At 47.3% G+C, this 16220-nt stretch carries 11 protein-coding genes; 8 read left to right on the forward strand and 3 right to left on the reverse strand.

Translation table 11 applies throughout. The features are described 5' to 3' along the window. Positions 1-4: 4 nt before the first annotated feature. The 3 genes from HMPREF0999_RS08920 to HMPREF0999_RS08930 all read left to right on the forward strand — a co-directional run bounded on the left by HMPREF0999_RS08920 (position 5) and on the right by HMPREF0999_RS08930 (position 4593). Positions 5-850, forward strand: a complete 846-nt coding sequence (locus HMPREF0999_RS08920) for a mechanosensitive ion channel family protein (RefSeq protein ID WP_009275746.1) — start codon at positions 5-7, stop codon at positions 848-850. Positions 851-1342: 492 nt separating this feature from the next. Next, positions 1343-1672 carry a hypothetical protein gene (locus HMPREF0999_RS08925; protein ID WP_009018116.1) on the forward strand — a complete coding sequence of 110 codons (330 nt, stop codon included), beginning with the start codon at positions 1343-1345 and terminating at the stop codon, positions 1670-1672. A gap of 266 nt (positions 1673-1938) precedes the next feature. Continuing rightward, the gene (locus HMPREF0999_RS08930; RefSeq protein ID WP_009275747.1) at positions 1939-4593 is read left to right on the forward strand and encodes a DUF6383 domain-containing protein; all 2655 of its coding nucleotides are present in this window, start codon (positions 1939-1941) and stop codon (positions 4591-4593) included. A gap of 108 nt (positions 4594-4701) precedes the next feature. Here the strand turns inward: HMPREF0999_RS08930 and HMPREF0999_RS08935 are convergent, their stop codons facing one another. Beyond that, on the reverse strand, positions 4702-5526 hold the full coding sequence (locus tag HMPREF0999_RS08935) for a hypothetical protein (protein WP_011966674.1): 825 nt from the start codon (positions 5524-5526) through the stop codon (positions 4702-4704). A gap of 88 nt (positions 5527-5614) precedes the next feature. On the opposite strand from HMPREF0999_RS08935, the gene HMPREF0999_RS08940 reads away from it, so the two are divergent. Beyond that, positions 5615-7045 (forward strand): CCA tRNA nucleotidyltransferase, encoded by a 1431-nt coding sequence (locus tag HMPREF0999_RS08940; RefSeq protein WP_009275748.1) that lies wholly within the window; start codon positions 5615-5617, stop codon positions 7043-7045. A gap of 127 nt (positions 7046-7172) precedes the next feature. Here HMPREF0999_RS08940 and HMPREF0999_RS08945 read toward each other — a convergent pair whose 3' ends face one another. After that, positions 7173-9386: a RelA/SpoT family protein gene (locus tag HMPREF0999_RS08945; protein WP_009275749.1), complete on the reverse strand. Its 2214-nt coding sequence runs from the start codon at positions 9384-9386 to the stop codon at positions 7173-7175. Between the two features lie 175 nt (positions 9387-9561). Between HMPREF0999_RS08945 and HMPREF0999_RS08950 the strand changes: the two genes are divergently transcribed. Continuing rightward, positions 9562-11082, forward strand: a complete 1521-nt coding sequence (locus HMPREF0999_RS08950) for a DUF4301 family protein (protein ID WP_009275750.1) — start codon at positions 9562-9564, stop codon at positions 11080-11082. Between the two features lie 48 nt (positions 11083-11130). Here the strand turns inward: HMPREF0999_RS08950 and HMPREF0999_RS08955 are convergent, their stop codons facing one another. Then, entirely contained in the window at positions 11131-12444 is a 1314-nt protein-coding gene (locus tag HMPREF0999_RS08955; RefSeq protein WP_009275751.1) for a Gfo/Idh/MocA family protein, read from the reverse strand. 264 nt (positions 12445-12708) lie between these two features. Here HMPREF0999_RS08955 and HMPREF0999_RS08960 point away from each other — a divergent pair, with 264 nt between their 5' ends. From HMPREF0999_RS08960 to HMPREF0999_RS08970, 3 genes are all read left to right on the forward strand, one after another. Next, positions 12709-13803, forward strand: a complete 1095-nt coding sequence (locus HMPREF0999_RS08960; RefSeq protein ID WP_009275752.1) for a PCMD domain-containing protein — start codon at positions 12709-12711, stop codon at positions 13801-13803. Positions 13804-13816: 13 nt separating this feature from the next. After that, positions 13817-14599: a porin family protein gene (locus tag HMPREF0999_RS08965; protein WP_008780069.1), complete on the forward strand. Its 783-nt coding sequence runs from the start codon at positions 13817-13819 to the stop codon at positions 14597-14599. 150 nt (positions 14600-14749) lie between these two features. Continuing rightward, a complete protein-coding gene (locus HMPREF0999_RS08970) occupies positions 14750-16198 on the forward strand; it encodes a Gfo/Idh/MocA family protein (protein ID WP_009275753.1) in 1449 nt (482 codons plus the stop codon). Positions 16199-16220 lie beyond the last annotated feature (22 nt).

A 16220-nucleotide genomic window follows, 5' to 3' on the forward strand; every position in this document is an offset into this window, starting at 1 on the left:
AGATATGGTATTATTAGCAGCTGCAGAAGCGAGTTCTAAATTAGAGGAAGCTATCAGATCCTTGGTTGAGCATGGCTCCCAATTGGGTTTTACGATTATTAAAGCCCTTATTGTCTTTTTGGTGGGACGATTGGTTATAAACTTACTAAATAAACTGGTTCGGAAGATATTGAGCAAACGGGATATCGATCCTTCTGTCAAGACTTTTGTGGGTAGTTTGGTGAATGTCAGTTTAACCATTTTATTGATTATTTCAGTCGTAGGGGCGTTAGGCGTTCAAACTACGTCGTTTGCCGCCTTGTTGGCTTCCGCCGGTGTCGCTGTCGGTATGGCATTGAGCGGTAACCTGTCAAACTTTGCCGGTGGATTGATCATCCTTCTTTTCAAGCCTTATAAGGTGGGTGATTATATTGAGGCGCAGGGCGTTGGCGGTACCGTGAAAGAGGTCCAGATGTTCCATACCGTATTAGGTACGGTTGATAATAAGGTCATTTATATACCGAACGGCTCTTTGAGCAGTGGCGTTGTGACTAATTTCAGTAACCAGACGACTCGCCGTGTAGACTGGACCTTTGGCGTGGAATACGGCAGCGATTATGAGAAAGTAAAGCAAGTGATAGAGTCTGTATTAGCGAAGGATTCCCGCATCTTGTCCGAGCCGGCCGCTCCGTTTATCGCCTTGACAGCCTTGGCGGACAGCAGCGTAAACGTGGTGGTACGTGTTTGGGTAAATAGTTCAGACTATTGGGGCGTGTATTTCGATATTAACAAGAATATCTACGCGACCTTCAATGAGGTAGGTATCGGTTTCCCATTCCCGCAACTAACCGTACACCAAGCGAAGGATTGAAGTTCGTGATAATCTATGACTTGTCCTTAAAAGGAATCTTTTTGTTCAAAAATCTTTGAGTTTCGTTAGATGAGCGGTTATTTTATAGATGGTTGAACAAAAAGATTTATCTTTGTGAATCGCAAATTAGAGATTAGACACAGAGTGTATATGATATTACGGAACTTTATTTTATTACTTTAGTATTTTTATTTGATTATATTTAAGTAGAATGATTTAAGGCTCATCCTTATATAGATTAAGGGTGGGCCTCGTTTTTTATAGTAGTGTGTAGAGATTCCACACTCTCGTGGGGAAATTTTCCACATTCCACGGTTTGTTCCACACTTTGGCAACCGAATGATTGATTCTTCGCTTTTGGTTAATTGTCGGATTTACAACTTGTTATTCTCTTGTCGTTTTTTAGGGTGAGTTTTGGCACGGAGATTGCACTCTATACTGCGAATTTATGATGTAAGAGAAAAAAGGTTTAGGTATTTAGGTTTTTAAGGTATGAAAAAGATTGTTTACGGGGCTATTGTCGCTTTATGTGGCTTATTTATTGCCCCTGATGTAGAAGCGCAAGCCGGGATGGCCGGTAGCGCTAAGGAAACAGTGGCACAGGATAAATTTTATCCGATCGAGGTAACTGATATGCCCCAAGTATTGCGTGATGCGGTAAATACTTCCTATGAGGGATGTATGGTGAAATCAGTTGAGGTGTCAAACAATAGCACGTTTGTGAAGTATAAGGTAGTATTACTTTCCAGAAATGGTAAGATATATAAGGTTTATTTCGATGACAGAGGTCATGTCGTAAAAGAACATGCTTATTTCGAGTAAGCCTGTGAAGATATTTATTGAGTAGATTAGATTTCCAGCCGTTTTGCCTGTGAAGGTGGAGCGGTTTTTCTCCAAAATATATAGTTTCATGATATTACTATATAAATACACTGTTTACATTTTTAGTAGTATAGTCGTCCTGTTCGTGAGAATAGGACGATTTTTGTTATAAGACGCTAAATCGATTGTTAATCTCATACGCCCTCAAAACCTTTTCTAAACAACCCCTGTTTAGACTGTGATTAATAAATAAAATCTATTTGATTATGGACAAAAAATGTACTCTTATTGCTGCGGCCCTGATGGTTGCGGGCGTATTCTCGGCTAATGCTCAGTCGAGTACGACCGTTCCGGAGGCTCAGTGGAAAGCCGGTAACTATTATTATTTAAAGACAGGTTCTTCCGTTTTGTCTTTAAGTGGTGAGAAAGCCGACTCAGTAATTGTTAAAACTTTGGCGTCAGACGCTACCAAAGCCGCTATTGATTCTGCCTTGTGGCAAATCACGAATGCGGGTACGACTCCTGCTGGTCCTGTGTATCAATTCAAGAACAAGAAGACACAGGCCGTTTTGTCGTTTGCGGCTTCATCTACGGCAAAGCCTGTTATCACATCGGGCGTGAATCAGTGGACATTCTCTGACGCTGCCGGTGGTAGCGCTATTCAGGCTTATTACGGAAACAATCAAATCTTGGCGTTGGATGTAGCTGGGACAGACTTGAGCTTAGGTTCTTCTGCTTCTTCTACGAAATTTACCGTAGAGGCTCCTAGCGACGCTATGTATTTGAGCGCAAGTGAGCTAGGGGATGGTTTCCAAGTCTTTCAATTGACGTTTGGAGGAAATTATCAAGGAAATATCTTCGAGGGTAAGAACTTGATAGCGAAGAATACGGCGGCTCCCGCTACAGGCGCTATTGCGAACGCTAAATATGTGACCTTGCAAATCCAAGGTGACCAAGTATTTAGTGATGGTAAAGCAAAATACTTAGGTGTCGATACATTGAAGAATGTGATCGCCGGTGCTACCGGTGTATATGGGGCTAAGTTTACGGCTGACTCCACCTATGACGCTAGTGGCTTGCATACACTGGGTAACGCTGATTTCCAGAAATTCTATTTCACGATCAACTTGAAGAACGATGCTTTGGCTATGTATGCCGCTGCCGCTCCGACCGTGAACGCAAGTCCGATGAGCTCCGTTCCGAACGTACGTGTCGTATATGCCAGCGTGATCGAGACGAAAGCCTTGACCGTATCTGACTTGCAGTCGGGTTCTACTCAACCTGCTCAAGGAGCCGCTCCTGTTATTACCGTAACGAAGGGAACTCCTTCTACGATCGCTACAGGTACAGGCGTATACTTCTTGAAGAGTGCGAGCAAGGGCGATAAGGGCGGACAATACGCTGTCGCTTACGATAAGAGTGCCGCTTCCGATAAGTTGGTAACCGCGGCAGGTTTCAAACCTTCTATTTATCAACCGAAGGGACAATGGTATATCAAGGAAAACAACGGGATGTATTCGGTTGTAGACCGTAATACGAATACGACTATTATTTCTAACGAGGAGATCTTCGCCGTTCAAGGTATGGCCAATACCTATACATTTGGGGGTAGCACCGATTCTATTACGGTGGAATATCAAGCGAATGTGGATTTAAAGGATAAGTTCTTGGGTACTCGTCACTTCTCTGCGGAGGAACTCGCTGATAATGGTTATGTATTGAACTTAATCTCCGGTACTCCGGGTGTAGACGATCTGTATGCGTTTACTTCTGATTCCGTATTGATGATTAAATCCGGTGACGCAGCGAACGCAGCCGCTCTTCGTATCGTGGTTAGCCAAGATTCCGTACAGAATGTAACGGATGGTTTAGGTGCCCGTGCTTTAGGTGATACCTTGTATCATGCGACTTATATGTTGAAAGAACGTTTCAGCAATGATTTGGTTGCCAGCGAGAATGGCGGACCGTTGAAATTATCTGATTATACCGCTCCGTTGGAATTCGTATTCAATACGGCTACGACCGGTGGCAAATACCAGATGGCTACAAGGGTAGGTGCGACCACTCAATATGTCTTTATGAACGTGAATACGGCGAACCTGATCCTTTCCGATAAGGTTAACTACTTCGACTTTGTCGCTGTAGAGGCTCCAGAGTACGCTTCTATCGACAATTCTCACAAGCGTTTCGGTACGAATGGTAAGTTCTTGACGATGAATCCGCTGAATTTCTTCGCCGAAGTGAAGAACGAAGGCCAAGATATCTTGAAGTCAACTTATGAGACTGACAACTTCTCTTTGTGGGTTCAAGAAGCCGATACCGTGATCGCTGGTAAACCGTTGTATTTCATCACGACATCGATCTATACGCCGGAGACAACTACCAAAGCTGTTTCTCCTCGCTACTATATGGTATCCTTGCGGGATTCTAACGAGACATTCGTTAGCAATGGCGCTACTTACTACCGTGTAGGCTTCAGCGATAAAGCGAATATCGTTCCGTTTTTGGATAACAACGCTTTGTTTGCCTTCAAGACAACTCAGGATGGTGGTTACTTATTGGAGAACCAGAAAGAGCTGAATCGCACCGTGGCCGCAGGCGAGTTGAAGACTCCTTATGTAGGTGTGGTAAACAATGTTGTGGTAATGTCTAATGTTGGCGTTCCATTCACGATCGAGAATGCTCCGACCCCGGTTTCCAACGAACAATTGGAAGAGGTTGCCAGCTTCACGGTAATCGCTGGCGAGGCTAGCGTTACGGTCTTGAACGCGGCAGGCAAGACGGTTACATTGTCTAACATCTTAGGTCAGACCACCGCTTCCGCTATCGCTTCTTCAGATAACTTCGTGATGCCGGCATCGAAAGGTATCGTGGTAGTTTCCGTTGATGGCGAGACCGCCCAGAAGGTCGTCGTTAAATGATGAATAACTGATAGTGGATATCAGTTTGTATACTAACACCGGGATTCCTACTGTATGGTAGGGGTCCCGGTGCTTTGTTTATAGGTAGGCCATTTGTATGGAGGGATTCTACTCCTCCAGTTTATTCTTTAGATAAGCGATCTTCTTCTCTGATTTCTCTTTCAAGGTGTTCATGCTCTTGATATCGCTTAATACGGTGGCGAGGTTGAAGGTGTTGACGATCGCTTTCTTGTCGGCGTCCGCCATATATATAATGTAAGGCTTGCCTCCTGTGTATTCCACCTTGATCCGCTCTTTCTCGTTATCGTAGATGAACTTGACGGCATCGACGCAGTGCTCCCCCTTGTAGGTCACTACCTCCGTGGTGCTTCCCATATCCTTGAAGCGGTAATTCAGTCCGCCGTCGTACGGGATGGAAGCGGTCTCGGCGAATTGGCCGTCTTTCAGGCTCAGCTTGATTCCCGTATGCTCGATGGGGCGTCCGCCGTAATATACGCTGGCCAGATACATCTCGCCCTCCTCGTTCACGCCGCAACGTACGTAACAACGTTGCACGTTGCGCTCGATCGTCTGCTGTTTCCAGATATAATTGCCGATTTCCTCGTAAACGGAATCCTTCTCGAAAGCGAAGCCTTTCTTCAATCCCTCTACTTCCTCCAGCTTGATCGGGAGTAAGCTGTCGCAGAAAGCGATGTTTCGCTCCGCCTCCTTTACTTCTACTTGGCGCATAAGCGTTAATCCCTGCTTCAGTACCTTTACTTCCTTGGGATAGAGCGCCCGGATACTGTCTATCTCGTTCTTCGCCCCGAAAAACTCGTTATTCTCGTACATGGCCCGGGCCTTGTCCAAACGGGCCTGAGCCGCTTTCTCGTCTCCGTTACAGCCCGTTAAAATGGCGGCAATGAGCGTTATACAGATCGCTAACTTTTTCATATCTTTCTCGTTCAATGTATTTGATACCGCAAAAGTACATGAAATTTGATTATCTTTGCGCTCTTTATTGGATTTGGAATACATAAATATGTATATAAACGAGGAAGAGATAGTAAATCATATATCCGCGAAGCCTTTCCATTTGATATCGGAGGCGGCGGAAGAGCTAGGTGTTGAGGTATATGTAATAGGCGGATATGTGCGGGATATTTTCTTGAACCGCCCATCCAAGGATATAGACGTGGTAGCGGTTGGCAGCGGTATCGAGTTGGCCAAACGAGTGGCCAAAAAGATCGGGCGTGGCGCTTATCTTTCCGTCTTCAAGAATTTCGGGACGGCGCAGGTGAAAGCCGGCGATCTGGAGCTGGAATTCGTGGGGGCGAGGAAAGAATCCTACAGCCATGACAGCCGTAAGCCTGTCGTGGAAGACGGCACCTTGGAGGATGACCAGAACCGCCGCGATTTCACGATCAACGCCTTGGCCCTTTGCCTGAACAAGGAGCGTTACGGAGAATTGGTCGATCCCTTCGGCGGGTTGGAGGATATGGACGAGCTTACGATCCGTACGCCTTTAGACCCGGATGTTACTTTCAGCGATGATCCGCTCCGGATGATGCGTGCGATTCGTTTCGCCACTCAATTAGGTTTCTTTATCGATCCCGATACCTTCGACGCCATCATCCGTAACCGGGAACGTATCTCCATTATCTCCAAGGAACGTATCGTGGACGAGTTGAACAAGATCGTCCTCTCGCCAAAGCCCTCTATCGGTTTCGACTTGCTGGATAAATGCGGACTGTTGCCATTGATTTTCCCCGAGCTTTGCGCCTTGAAGGGCGTGGAGACCAAGGAGGGGATCGGGCATAAGGATAATTTCGCCCATACCTTGATGGTGCTGGATCGTTTGAGCAAGACTTCCGATAATCTATGGCTGCGTTGGAGCGCCCTCTTCCACGATATCGCCAAGCCTGCCACGAAGCGTTTCGACCCTCGCTTGGGATGGACGTTCCATAATCATAATTTTATCGGCGAGCGGATGATCCCCGGTATTTTCAGGAAGATGAAACTCCCGATGAATGAGAAGATGAAGTACGTGCAGAAGATGGTAAGCCTGCATATGCGTCCGATCGCCTTGTCGGACGATGAGGTGACGGATTCGGCGATCCGCCGTCTGCTGTTTGACGCGGGAGATGATATCGACGATTTGATGAAACTGTGCGAGGCCGATATCACGAGCAAGAACCCGGAGAAGGTTCGCCGTTTCTTGAACAACTTCCGTAAGGTGCGCGAGAAGCTGGCCGATATAGAGGAAAAAGACCGTGTCCGTAACTTCCAGCCTCCGGTATCCGGCGAGGAGATCATGGAGACGTTTGGCTTGGCTCCCTCCAAGCCTGTCGGCGTGCTGAAAGAGGCGATCAAGAACGCCATCCTCGACGGCGTGATCCCGAACGAGTATGAGGCGGCCCGTCAATTCCTTATACAACGTGCGGAGAAGATGGGGCTGACGCCGATTCTGTGATCCGGGATAGTCCAAGGCCCAGTCTTACAGTTGGCACAGTCCCCTGTACGAAGTACTGCGGTACTTCCTAGAGGGTACTGTAGTACTTCGTACAGAGTACTACGGTACTTCGTGCACAGTACACTATCTAAGAATTTAATCGCTCTACCGTTTTCACGCCGTTTACCGCCTTGATCTTTTTCGTCAGCAAGTTTAATGCGGTCGTATCTCTTACCAATACGGTAAAGTTACCTTGGAATAATCCGTCTACCGAGTTGATGTTTAAGGAGCGAAGCGTGACGTTCGATTCCTTTCCGATCACGGAGGTGATGTTGGTGACGATCGCTATATCGTCCCGTCCGATCACCCGCAACGTAACCGTATAGCCATTGTCTCCCTTGCCGCTCCATTTCGCGCGGATGATCCGGTAACCGAAGCGGCTGAACATCTCTTGGGCGTTCGGGCAATCCATGCGGTGTATCTTGATACCTTGCGTGGAGACGAAACCGAAAACCTCGTCGCCATAAATCGGGTTGCAGCATTTGGCGAGTTTATATTCGATACCCGTCAGGTTCTTGTCGATCACCAAGACATCCTTGTTCGTCGATATCTCCTCCACCGGAGTCATCGTCACGAATTCCTCCGCGCTACGCACCTCGGTACGCTCGTTCGTCTCCGTCTCCTTGCGGAAAGCCTCCAGATATTCGTCGATTACTTGGTTGGGATCGAGGCGTTCCTCGGCGATCTCGATGTAGAAGTCCGTGACGGTCTTGAATCCTTTCTTCTTGATATAGCGCATCATGGTCGGCTCGTCCATGTCGATTTTCCGGTTCTTGAAGCGGCGCTGCAACATCTCTTTGGCGAATTCCACGGCCTTCACGGTCTCCTCCTTCAAGGCCTGCTTGATCTTCACACGGGCCTTGGAGGTGACGACGAAGTTCAGCCAATCCCGCTTCGGGCTTTGGGCGGGCGACGTGATGACGGATACGCTATCGCCGTTGTTCAAGGTGTATTTGATCGGAACGTTCTTACCGTTCACTTTCGCCGACACGCATTTGCTTCCTAGCTTCGTGTGGATGGCAAAGGCGAAATCGAGGACCGTCGCTCCCTTGGCCAGCTTGATAAGCTCGCCGGTAGGCGTGAAGACGTAGATCTCATCCTTATATAGATCCATCTTGAAATCCTGCATCAAGTCGAGCGGATTATTCTCCTTGGCCTCCAAGGCGGCACGTACGGTATTCAAGAACTCGTCTAGCCCGCTCTCTGCTTTCACGCCCTTGTATTTCCAATGCGCCGCTAGGCCTCGCTCGGCGATCTCATCCATCCGCCTCGTACGGATCTGCACCTCTACCCATTTATTTTGCGGCCCCATAACCGTGATGTGCAAGCTCTCGTAACCGTTGCTCTTCGGGATAGAGATCCAGTCCTTCATACGCTTCGGGTTGGGCTGGTACATATCGGTGACGATGGAGTAGACTTGCCAGCATTCCGAGCGTTCCTTCTCCAGCGGCGTATCCAATACGATCCGGATAGCGAAAAGATCGTAGATACCCTCGAACTCCACCTGCTGCTTTTTCAGCTTGTTATTAATGGAATGTATGGATTTGGTACGTCCCTTGATATCGAACTTGAATCCTGCCGCTGCCAGCTTCCGCTTGATCGGGGCGATGAACTCGGCGATATAAGCGTCGCGGGAGCGTTTCGTCTCATTCAGCTTCCGTTTGATGAAGTCATACTGTTTCCTGTCCGTATATTTCAAGGAAAGGTCTTCCAGCTCGCTCTTGATCGTATATAAACCCAGTCGGTGGGCGAGGGGAGCGTATAAATAAGAGGCCTCGGTAGCCAGCCGGATACGATCATCCTCTTGCATCTGTTTTCCCATACGCATGAGGCAGAGGCGGTCGGCGATCATAAGCAAGATCACACGTACGTCCTCGGCAAACGAGAAAAGCAAATGATGGAAATTCTCCGAGTTGACGGCAGTGTTCCGGGCATACAAGTCGGAGGTCTTCAAGAGGCGACGGATGATCAAGGTCACGTCCGCCCCGAATTTCTGCTCCACTTCCTCTATCGTGATCGCCTTCTTCAATACCGGGCGGTATAATAGAAGGGCGATGACCGAGGTACGTTTCAAGCCAATCTCCAAGGTGGCGATCAAGGCCGTGTCGATATTTCGCAATAAACCGTTGATACCATTCTTATCCCTGCCGTAGCAATCGAGGGCGACAACCCGCTTCATCAGCTCCTTCATCTTCCGGATATCTTCCCTCTCGAGGAAAGAGTAAAGGTTTCGTAACAGGAGCCTGTATTTGGAGAAGAACAGCTTCTTTTCCTCAGACGTAAAGAATCCAATTGTATCCATAGTTATATCATTTTTATTGCCCGGTTGAGGACAAACCGCAAAACATGCTGTAAAAATACTTTTTTCTATGGAATTTCAACACGTATCTTGCGGTTATTTTATACATTTGCGATACACATAGCGCATAAGTGCTTGTGGTGTTACTGATGAGATTATTCACATTAAATACTATACTATGTTAAACGCAAACGATTTAGAACAGCTGAAAGCCAAAGGAATCAGCGAAAAACAGATTGAAGAGCAACTCGCTTGCTTCGTAAAAGGTTTCCCTTTCCTTGAGATAGCGGCCTCCGCTTCGGTAGAAAAAGGTATTATGGTAATATCTAAAGAGGAACAGGCTTCTTATATGGATGCTTGGAACGCTTATCTGGCTAAAAACAAGAAAATCGTAAAATTCGTACCTGCCTCCGGCGCTGCTAGCCGTATGTTTAAGAATCTGTACGAGTTCCTTTCTGCGGATTATAAGGAACCGATGAACGCTTTCGAGAAGAAATTCTTTAGCGAGATCGAGAAATTCGCTTTCTATAAGGCTTTGGACAAGAAGTGCGTGGAGAATACAGGGAAAGATATTCCTGCGTTGGTAGCCTTGGGCGAGTACAAGGAGGTGGTATCCAATTTATTGGAGCCGAAAGGCTTGAATTACGGGCAGCTGCCGAAAGGCTTGTTGCTTTTCCATAAATATGCCGATACGGTTCGTACGGCGATGGAAGAACATTTGGCCGAAGGTGCCATGTACGCCAAGAATAACGCCGGAGAGGTGAATATCCATTTCACGGTATCTCCGGAGCATCAGGCTTTATTCGAGCAATTGGTTGCCGATAAATCTGGCGAGTACGAGGAGAAGTTCTCTGTGAAATACGATGTCTCTTTCAGTATCCAGAAACCGAGTACTGATACGGTAGCGGCCGCTATGGATAACACGCCGTTCCGCGATAAGAATGATAAGTTATTGTTCCGTCCGGGTGGGCATGGAGCCTTGATCGAGAATTTGAACGATGTGGATGCCGACGTGGTATTTATCAAGAATATAGATAACGTGGTTCCGGATAGCTTCAAATGCTCTACGGTTATCTACAAGAAGGTGATCGCCGGTGTCTTGGTAACATTGCAGGAGAAAGCCTTCAGATATCTGGAACAGATCGAGACCGGCAAATATACCCATGCCGAGGTAGAGGAGATGATTCATTTCTTGCAAGACGACCTATGTATCAAGAACCCGGATACGAAATTACTGGAAGACGCCGAGTTAATCCTGTATATCAAGAGCAAACTGCTTCGCCCGTTGCGTGTATGCGGTATGGTGAAGAATGTGGGCGAGCCGGGTGGCGGTCCGTTCCTGGCGGTGAATCCGGACGGTACGGTTTCCTTGCAGGTGCTTGAAAGCTCCCAGATCGATATGAGCGATCCGGCTAAGAAGGCGATGTTTGAGAAGGGTACTCACTTTAATCCCGTGGATTTGGTTTGCGCCGTTAAGAATCACAAGGGAGAGAAATACAACTTGCCGGATTACGTGGATAAGAATACGGGCTTCATCTCTTATAAGAGCAAGGATGGCCGCGAATTGAAAGCGCTGGAATTGCCGGGCTTGTGGAACGGTGCCATGAGCGACTGGAACACGGTATTCGTAGAAGTTCCTATCGAGACATTCAACCCCGTGAAGACGGTGAACGACCTGTTACGCCCCGAACATCAATAAATACCCAGTTGTAGAGACGGGGCGTGCCCCGTCCCTACAACTAGATCCTTATATTTTCGGTAATTCCCACGGTGCCCTGTATTCCTTGCACAATAGTTTATCCGCCTCCGTATCATGGAAACTCTTTCCATCCCACGATAATTTCTTACCCGTGCGATAGGCTATATTCCCTAATTGGGAGAACTTGGCGATATGTGCTCCGATCTCTACACTTGCGTTGCAATTACGATTCCGACTCTTGATACATTCCAGATGATTCTTTACGTGTAAGTTCAGTCCCCCTTCGCCGTATGAGTTCTTTAAAGGTACTGCCTCCATACGTGCCTGTCCGTTCACTTTCTCCGGTATCACTTCCCAGCCGCTACGGTCGATCACCAACGTACCGTTCTCGCCTACAAATCCCAAACCGTGATTGCGTCCGTAAGCGCCATCGTCGATACCGATCGCATGATCCCACATCACGGTGAAATCCTTGAATGTATAGATGGTTTGCAATAAGTCCGGGGTCTCGCAAGCGTCATCCGGATAACCGAACTTGCCTCCGGATGCCATGATGGATTCCGGTGCGGTAACGTTCATGCCATATAATGCGTAGTCTAACAGGTGAACACCCCAGTCAGTCATCAAACCTCCCGCATAATCCCAGAACCAACGGAATGTGAAATGAAAACGGTTCCGGTTGAATGGGCGTCGTGGTGCCGGCCCCAGCCACATATCATAGTCCACTCCGGCGGGCACCGCCTCGTCCGGCTTGACGGGGATAGAGGGGCACCAACCTTGATAAGAGAATACACGTACGGTGCGGATCTTACCCAGCTGTCCGCTATGTACGAATTGCATGGCGTCCTGCCAATGCGGATCGCTACGTTGCCATTGGCCTACCTGCACGACCCGGTTGTATTTCTGCGCCGCCCGTACCATAATGTTACATTCCTCGATACTATTTCCCAGCGGTTTCTCACAATACACATCCTTCCCGGCTTGGCAAGCGGATACCATTTGCAGGCAGTGCCAATGATCGGGAGTACCTACGATTACGAGATCGATATCCTTATTGTCTATCAATTTACGCCAGTCTTTATATAAATGCTTTACTTTCTTCCCGGTGATCTTCTCGGTCTCTGCCGCCCGGTTGTTTAATACGCTCTCATCGATATCCGACAAGGCGATACACTCTACTTCCGGATTACGAAGGAACGCTTTAAGGTCTTCGAATCCCATGCCGTTACATCCGATAAGCCCGACGCCTATCTTGTCGTTTGCGCCCACACCGGCACTCCCAGCTTTAATGAAAAAAGGACTGATGGAAAGTCCGGCACCGAGCAAGGCGGTCTGCCGGAGGAAATCTCTTCGTGTTGTCATATGGTCTATACAGATTTAAGTATACGCGATATTAGTAGTATTTTATGACAATCGCAAATATATAAACCTCATTCTCTTGGAATCTCGTCATTTCCGTAGGTGTGAGAAAAGGGCATTGTAAAAAAAGTTATTAAAATATATAGGAATACTACGTATCGCATAATAGATTACCTTTGTTCCCCGTTATAGGTATTTGAAAGAGACCTATATGAATAATAGGGAGGTGTGATCCTTTTTCAATATGAATTATAAAGATTTTGAAGTATGAAGGTACAAAGTTTTGTTTTATGCTTTTTATTGACGTTACTCTCCGTCTCTTGTATCCGGGAGGAGGCGCCCAATGCGGAAGCGGATATCTTATCGTGTACGGTAGATGGCGATATATTGAAAGCCGAGCCGGAGATCGACAACGAGTCCGTGACGCTGACCGTGAAAAGTGATGCGGATATTACAAACCTAGCCCCGGTATTCACCTTGACTCCCGGCGCTACTATCAAGCCGGCTAGTGGCACCGCTTTTGATTTTACGACACCGAGAACCTATACGGTTACTTCCGAGGATGGCCATTGGACGAAGACCTATACGGTACGTTGCATCGTCTCTGGTGTGAGCACGGAATATCATTTCGAGCATATAACGATGGAGCCGAAGAATGAACGTTATCAGATATTCTATGATTTCACGTCGAATGGAGATTCCGTGACATGGGCGAGTGGTAACGCCGGTTTTGGCTTGACGGGTGTGCCCAAGACTCCGTTGGATTATCCCACCATGCAAGACGATAACGGATATGTCGGTAAATGCGCTAAGTTGGTGACCCGCAGCACGGGTAGTTTCGGTAGCGGATTCGGTATGCCTATCGCCGCCGGAAACCTTTTCATCGGTACGTTTGATTTGCTGAACGCTATTCCGGACGCAAGGAAAGGCACGAGATTGGGACGTCCTTTCGATCATGTGCCGACTTACTTGAGTGGTTATTATAAATATAAAGCGGGAGAGTCGTATAAAGTGAATGGCGAGGAGGTAAAAGGTAAGAAAGACCAATGTGATATCTACGCCATCTTCTATGAGACGGATGAGAATGTGAAATATTTGGATGGTTTCAACGGGTTGACAAGCCCGAACCTGATATCCGTTGCCCGGATCAGCGATCAGAAAGAGACGGATGAGTGGACGCGTTTCTATATCCCGTTCGTGGCTAAGCCCGGTAAGGTGATCGATAAGGATAAGCTGGCGAAAGGTGGTTATCAGTTATCCATAGTCTTCTCTTCGAGTTTGAAAGGTGATGTCTTCGAGGGAGCGGAAGGTAGCACGCTTTGGATCGATGAGGTTGAGATAATCCAGTCCGGTGAGAACTAAAAAAACAGAGGATATGAAAAGATATATAGTATTAATAGGTATACTGTGCTTGTCGGGTGTCATTACGTTGAAGGCGCAGCAGGAAAGAAACCAAGGAATAATCTGGTCTTCCCTAAGGGGATTGGAATATACGGTAAAGGCCGGTATCAATATCGGCGGAACCGCTCCGGTGCCATTGCCTCGTGAGATTCGTGCGATAGATAGTTATCGCCCTACGCTTTGTGTCTCCATAGAGGGCGATATCAAGAAATGGTTCGGCGAGAGCAAGGAATGGGGTATGATGATCGGTCTCCGTCTGGAGAATAAAGGTATGGAGACAAAAGCGACGGTTAAGAATTACAGCATGGAGATCATTGGCTCCGGTGGCGAGAAGCTGAAAGGAAACTGGACCGGCGGCGTGCAGACGAAAGTGGAGAACTCTTATTTCTCGATACCGGTCGTGGCTCTTTACCAATTGAATAACCGGGTGAGTTTCTCGGCGGGACCATTTGTCTCGTTCGCTACAAACCGGAACTTCTCCGGCTACGTATACGACGGATATCTGCGTGAGATCAATCCTACCGGTACGAAGGTGGAGTTTTCTGGTGACAACCGTGCTTCCTATGATTTCTCGGATAACTTAAGAAAGTTTCAGTGGGGAGCGCAGATCGGTACAGAATGGAAAGCGTTTAAGCACCTTATCGTATACGCTGACTTGACATGGGGATTGAACGATATCTTCCAAAAGGATTTCGATACGATTACCTTCGGGATGTATCCGATCTATCTGAACGTAGGCTTCGGATATGCGTTTTAGGAATTGATATGAATCAAAATAAGGCTATCCCGGACAAGGATAGCCTTTTTTATTAAAAGATTATTATGGAAATAAATTATTTTTTATAACTTTGGGGCAATCATTCTCAGACCAAGTTACATTTTATCTTATATTATTAACAAAATTACCATGAAAGAAAACACTAAGAAGGGCGTAAGCCGTAGAGAGTTTTTGGGTCTTTCCGCACTAGGATTGGCTAGTTTAACAATTCTTCCCAGTTGGGCCATTGATGGAGTCCGTATCGCCCCGAGCGATCGAGTCGTTTTAGGTTTTATCGGCCTAGGTCAGCAAGCATTATCAGACTTTAAAGGATTTGCCGCATGTCCGGGCGTACAGGTTGCCGCATGTTGTGACGTGGACACGATGAAAACAGAGCGTTTCAGAAGACGTGTCGCTGAATGGCAAGCCTCAAAGGGAATGAACCAACGTTGTGATCAATATGAGTTTTACGAGGATTTGCTGGAGCGTAAGGATATCGACGCTATCGAGGTCGCTACCCCGGACCACTGGCATGCCTTGGCTACCATTCATTCTTGTCAATCTGGAAAAGACGTATATTGTCAGAAACCGTTGGCTTATACGATCGCTGAAGGTTTGGCTATGGTAAAAGCCGTACGTAATAATAAACGTGTGCTTCAAGTAGGTAGCCAGCAACGTTCCAGCAGAGAGTTCCAAGCTGCGATCGATATGGTTCAGAATGGAGCCATCGGTCATATAGAGAAAATATATGCACGTGTAGGTGAGCCTCCTACGCCGCTGAGCTTGCCGGAAATGCCGGTTCCCGCTAATTTGAACTTCAATCAGTGGATGGGTCCGTTGAACGATCCGAAGATCCATTATCATCCCGATTTATGTCCTCCTATTTCTCTGGATCCGGAAGAGAACGAGAAACTATGGGGCGCATGGCGTTGGTTTCAAGAGACTGGTAATGGTTATACCGCTGACTGGGGCGCTCATATGTTCGATATCGCCCAAGCCGCTATCGGTATGGATGGCTCTGGTCCGGTTGAGTTTACACCTAAGGGATACAATGGCACGCAATATTCAACCATGCGCTATGCGAATGGTATCGTAATGACTGAACAACCTTATTTGGAGGATAATCCGGATGCGCAGGGTATTAAGTTTGTCGGTGATAACGGTTGGATCGAGGTAGCTCGTGGCTACATCAACTGCTCTGATCAGTCTAATATCCCCTCCGACCTGAAGAACTTGATCGAGAAGCGCCCGAGAATGATGACTCCGGAAGAGCGTAAGAAGATGTATGAGGAATATATGAAGAAGCTGAAAGACAGTAAAAAGAAGGGTAACGATGCTGGCAATTATGAGACTAGCGCTCCGCATATGCAGAACTTCATCGACTGCGTTCGTTCACGTGAGAACCCGATCGCTCCGGTTGAGGTAGGTTGCAGTACGAATACGCTTTGCTGTTTACAGAATATTGCCCGTGAGCTAGGCCGTCCGGTTAAATGGAACCCGGCTACATTAAGCTTCGGTAATGATAAGGAGGCGGCTTCCCACCGTTTGTACTGGTATCAATATCGCAACCCGTATTCATTGCCTTATTTCTGTAAATAAGCCTATTTAAATAGAATGATGT

Origin of the sequence: Parabacteroides sp. D25 (assembly GCF_000307475.1) — a bacterium.
GTDB classification, from domain to species: domain Bacteria; phylum Bacteroidota; class Bacteroidia; order Bacteroidales; family Tannerellaceae; genus Parabacteroides; species Parabacteroides distasonis.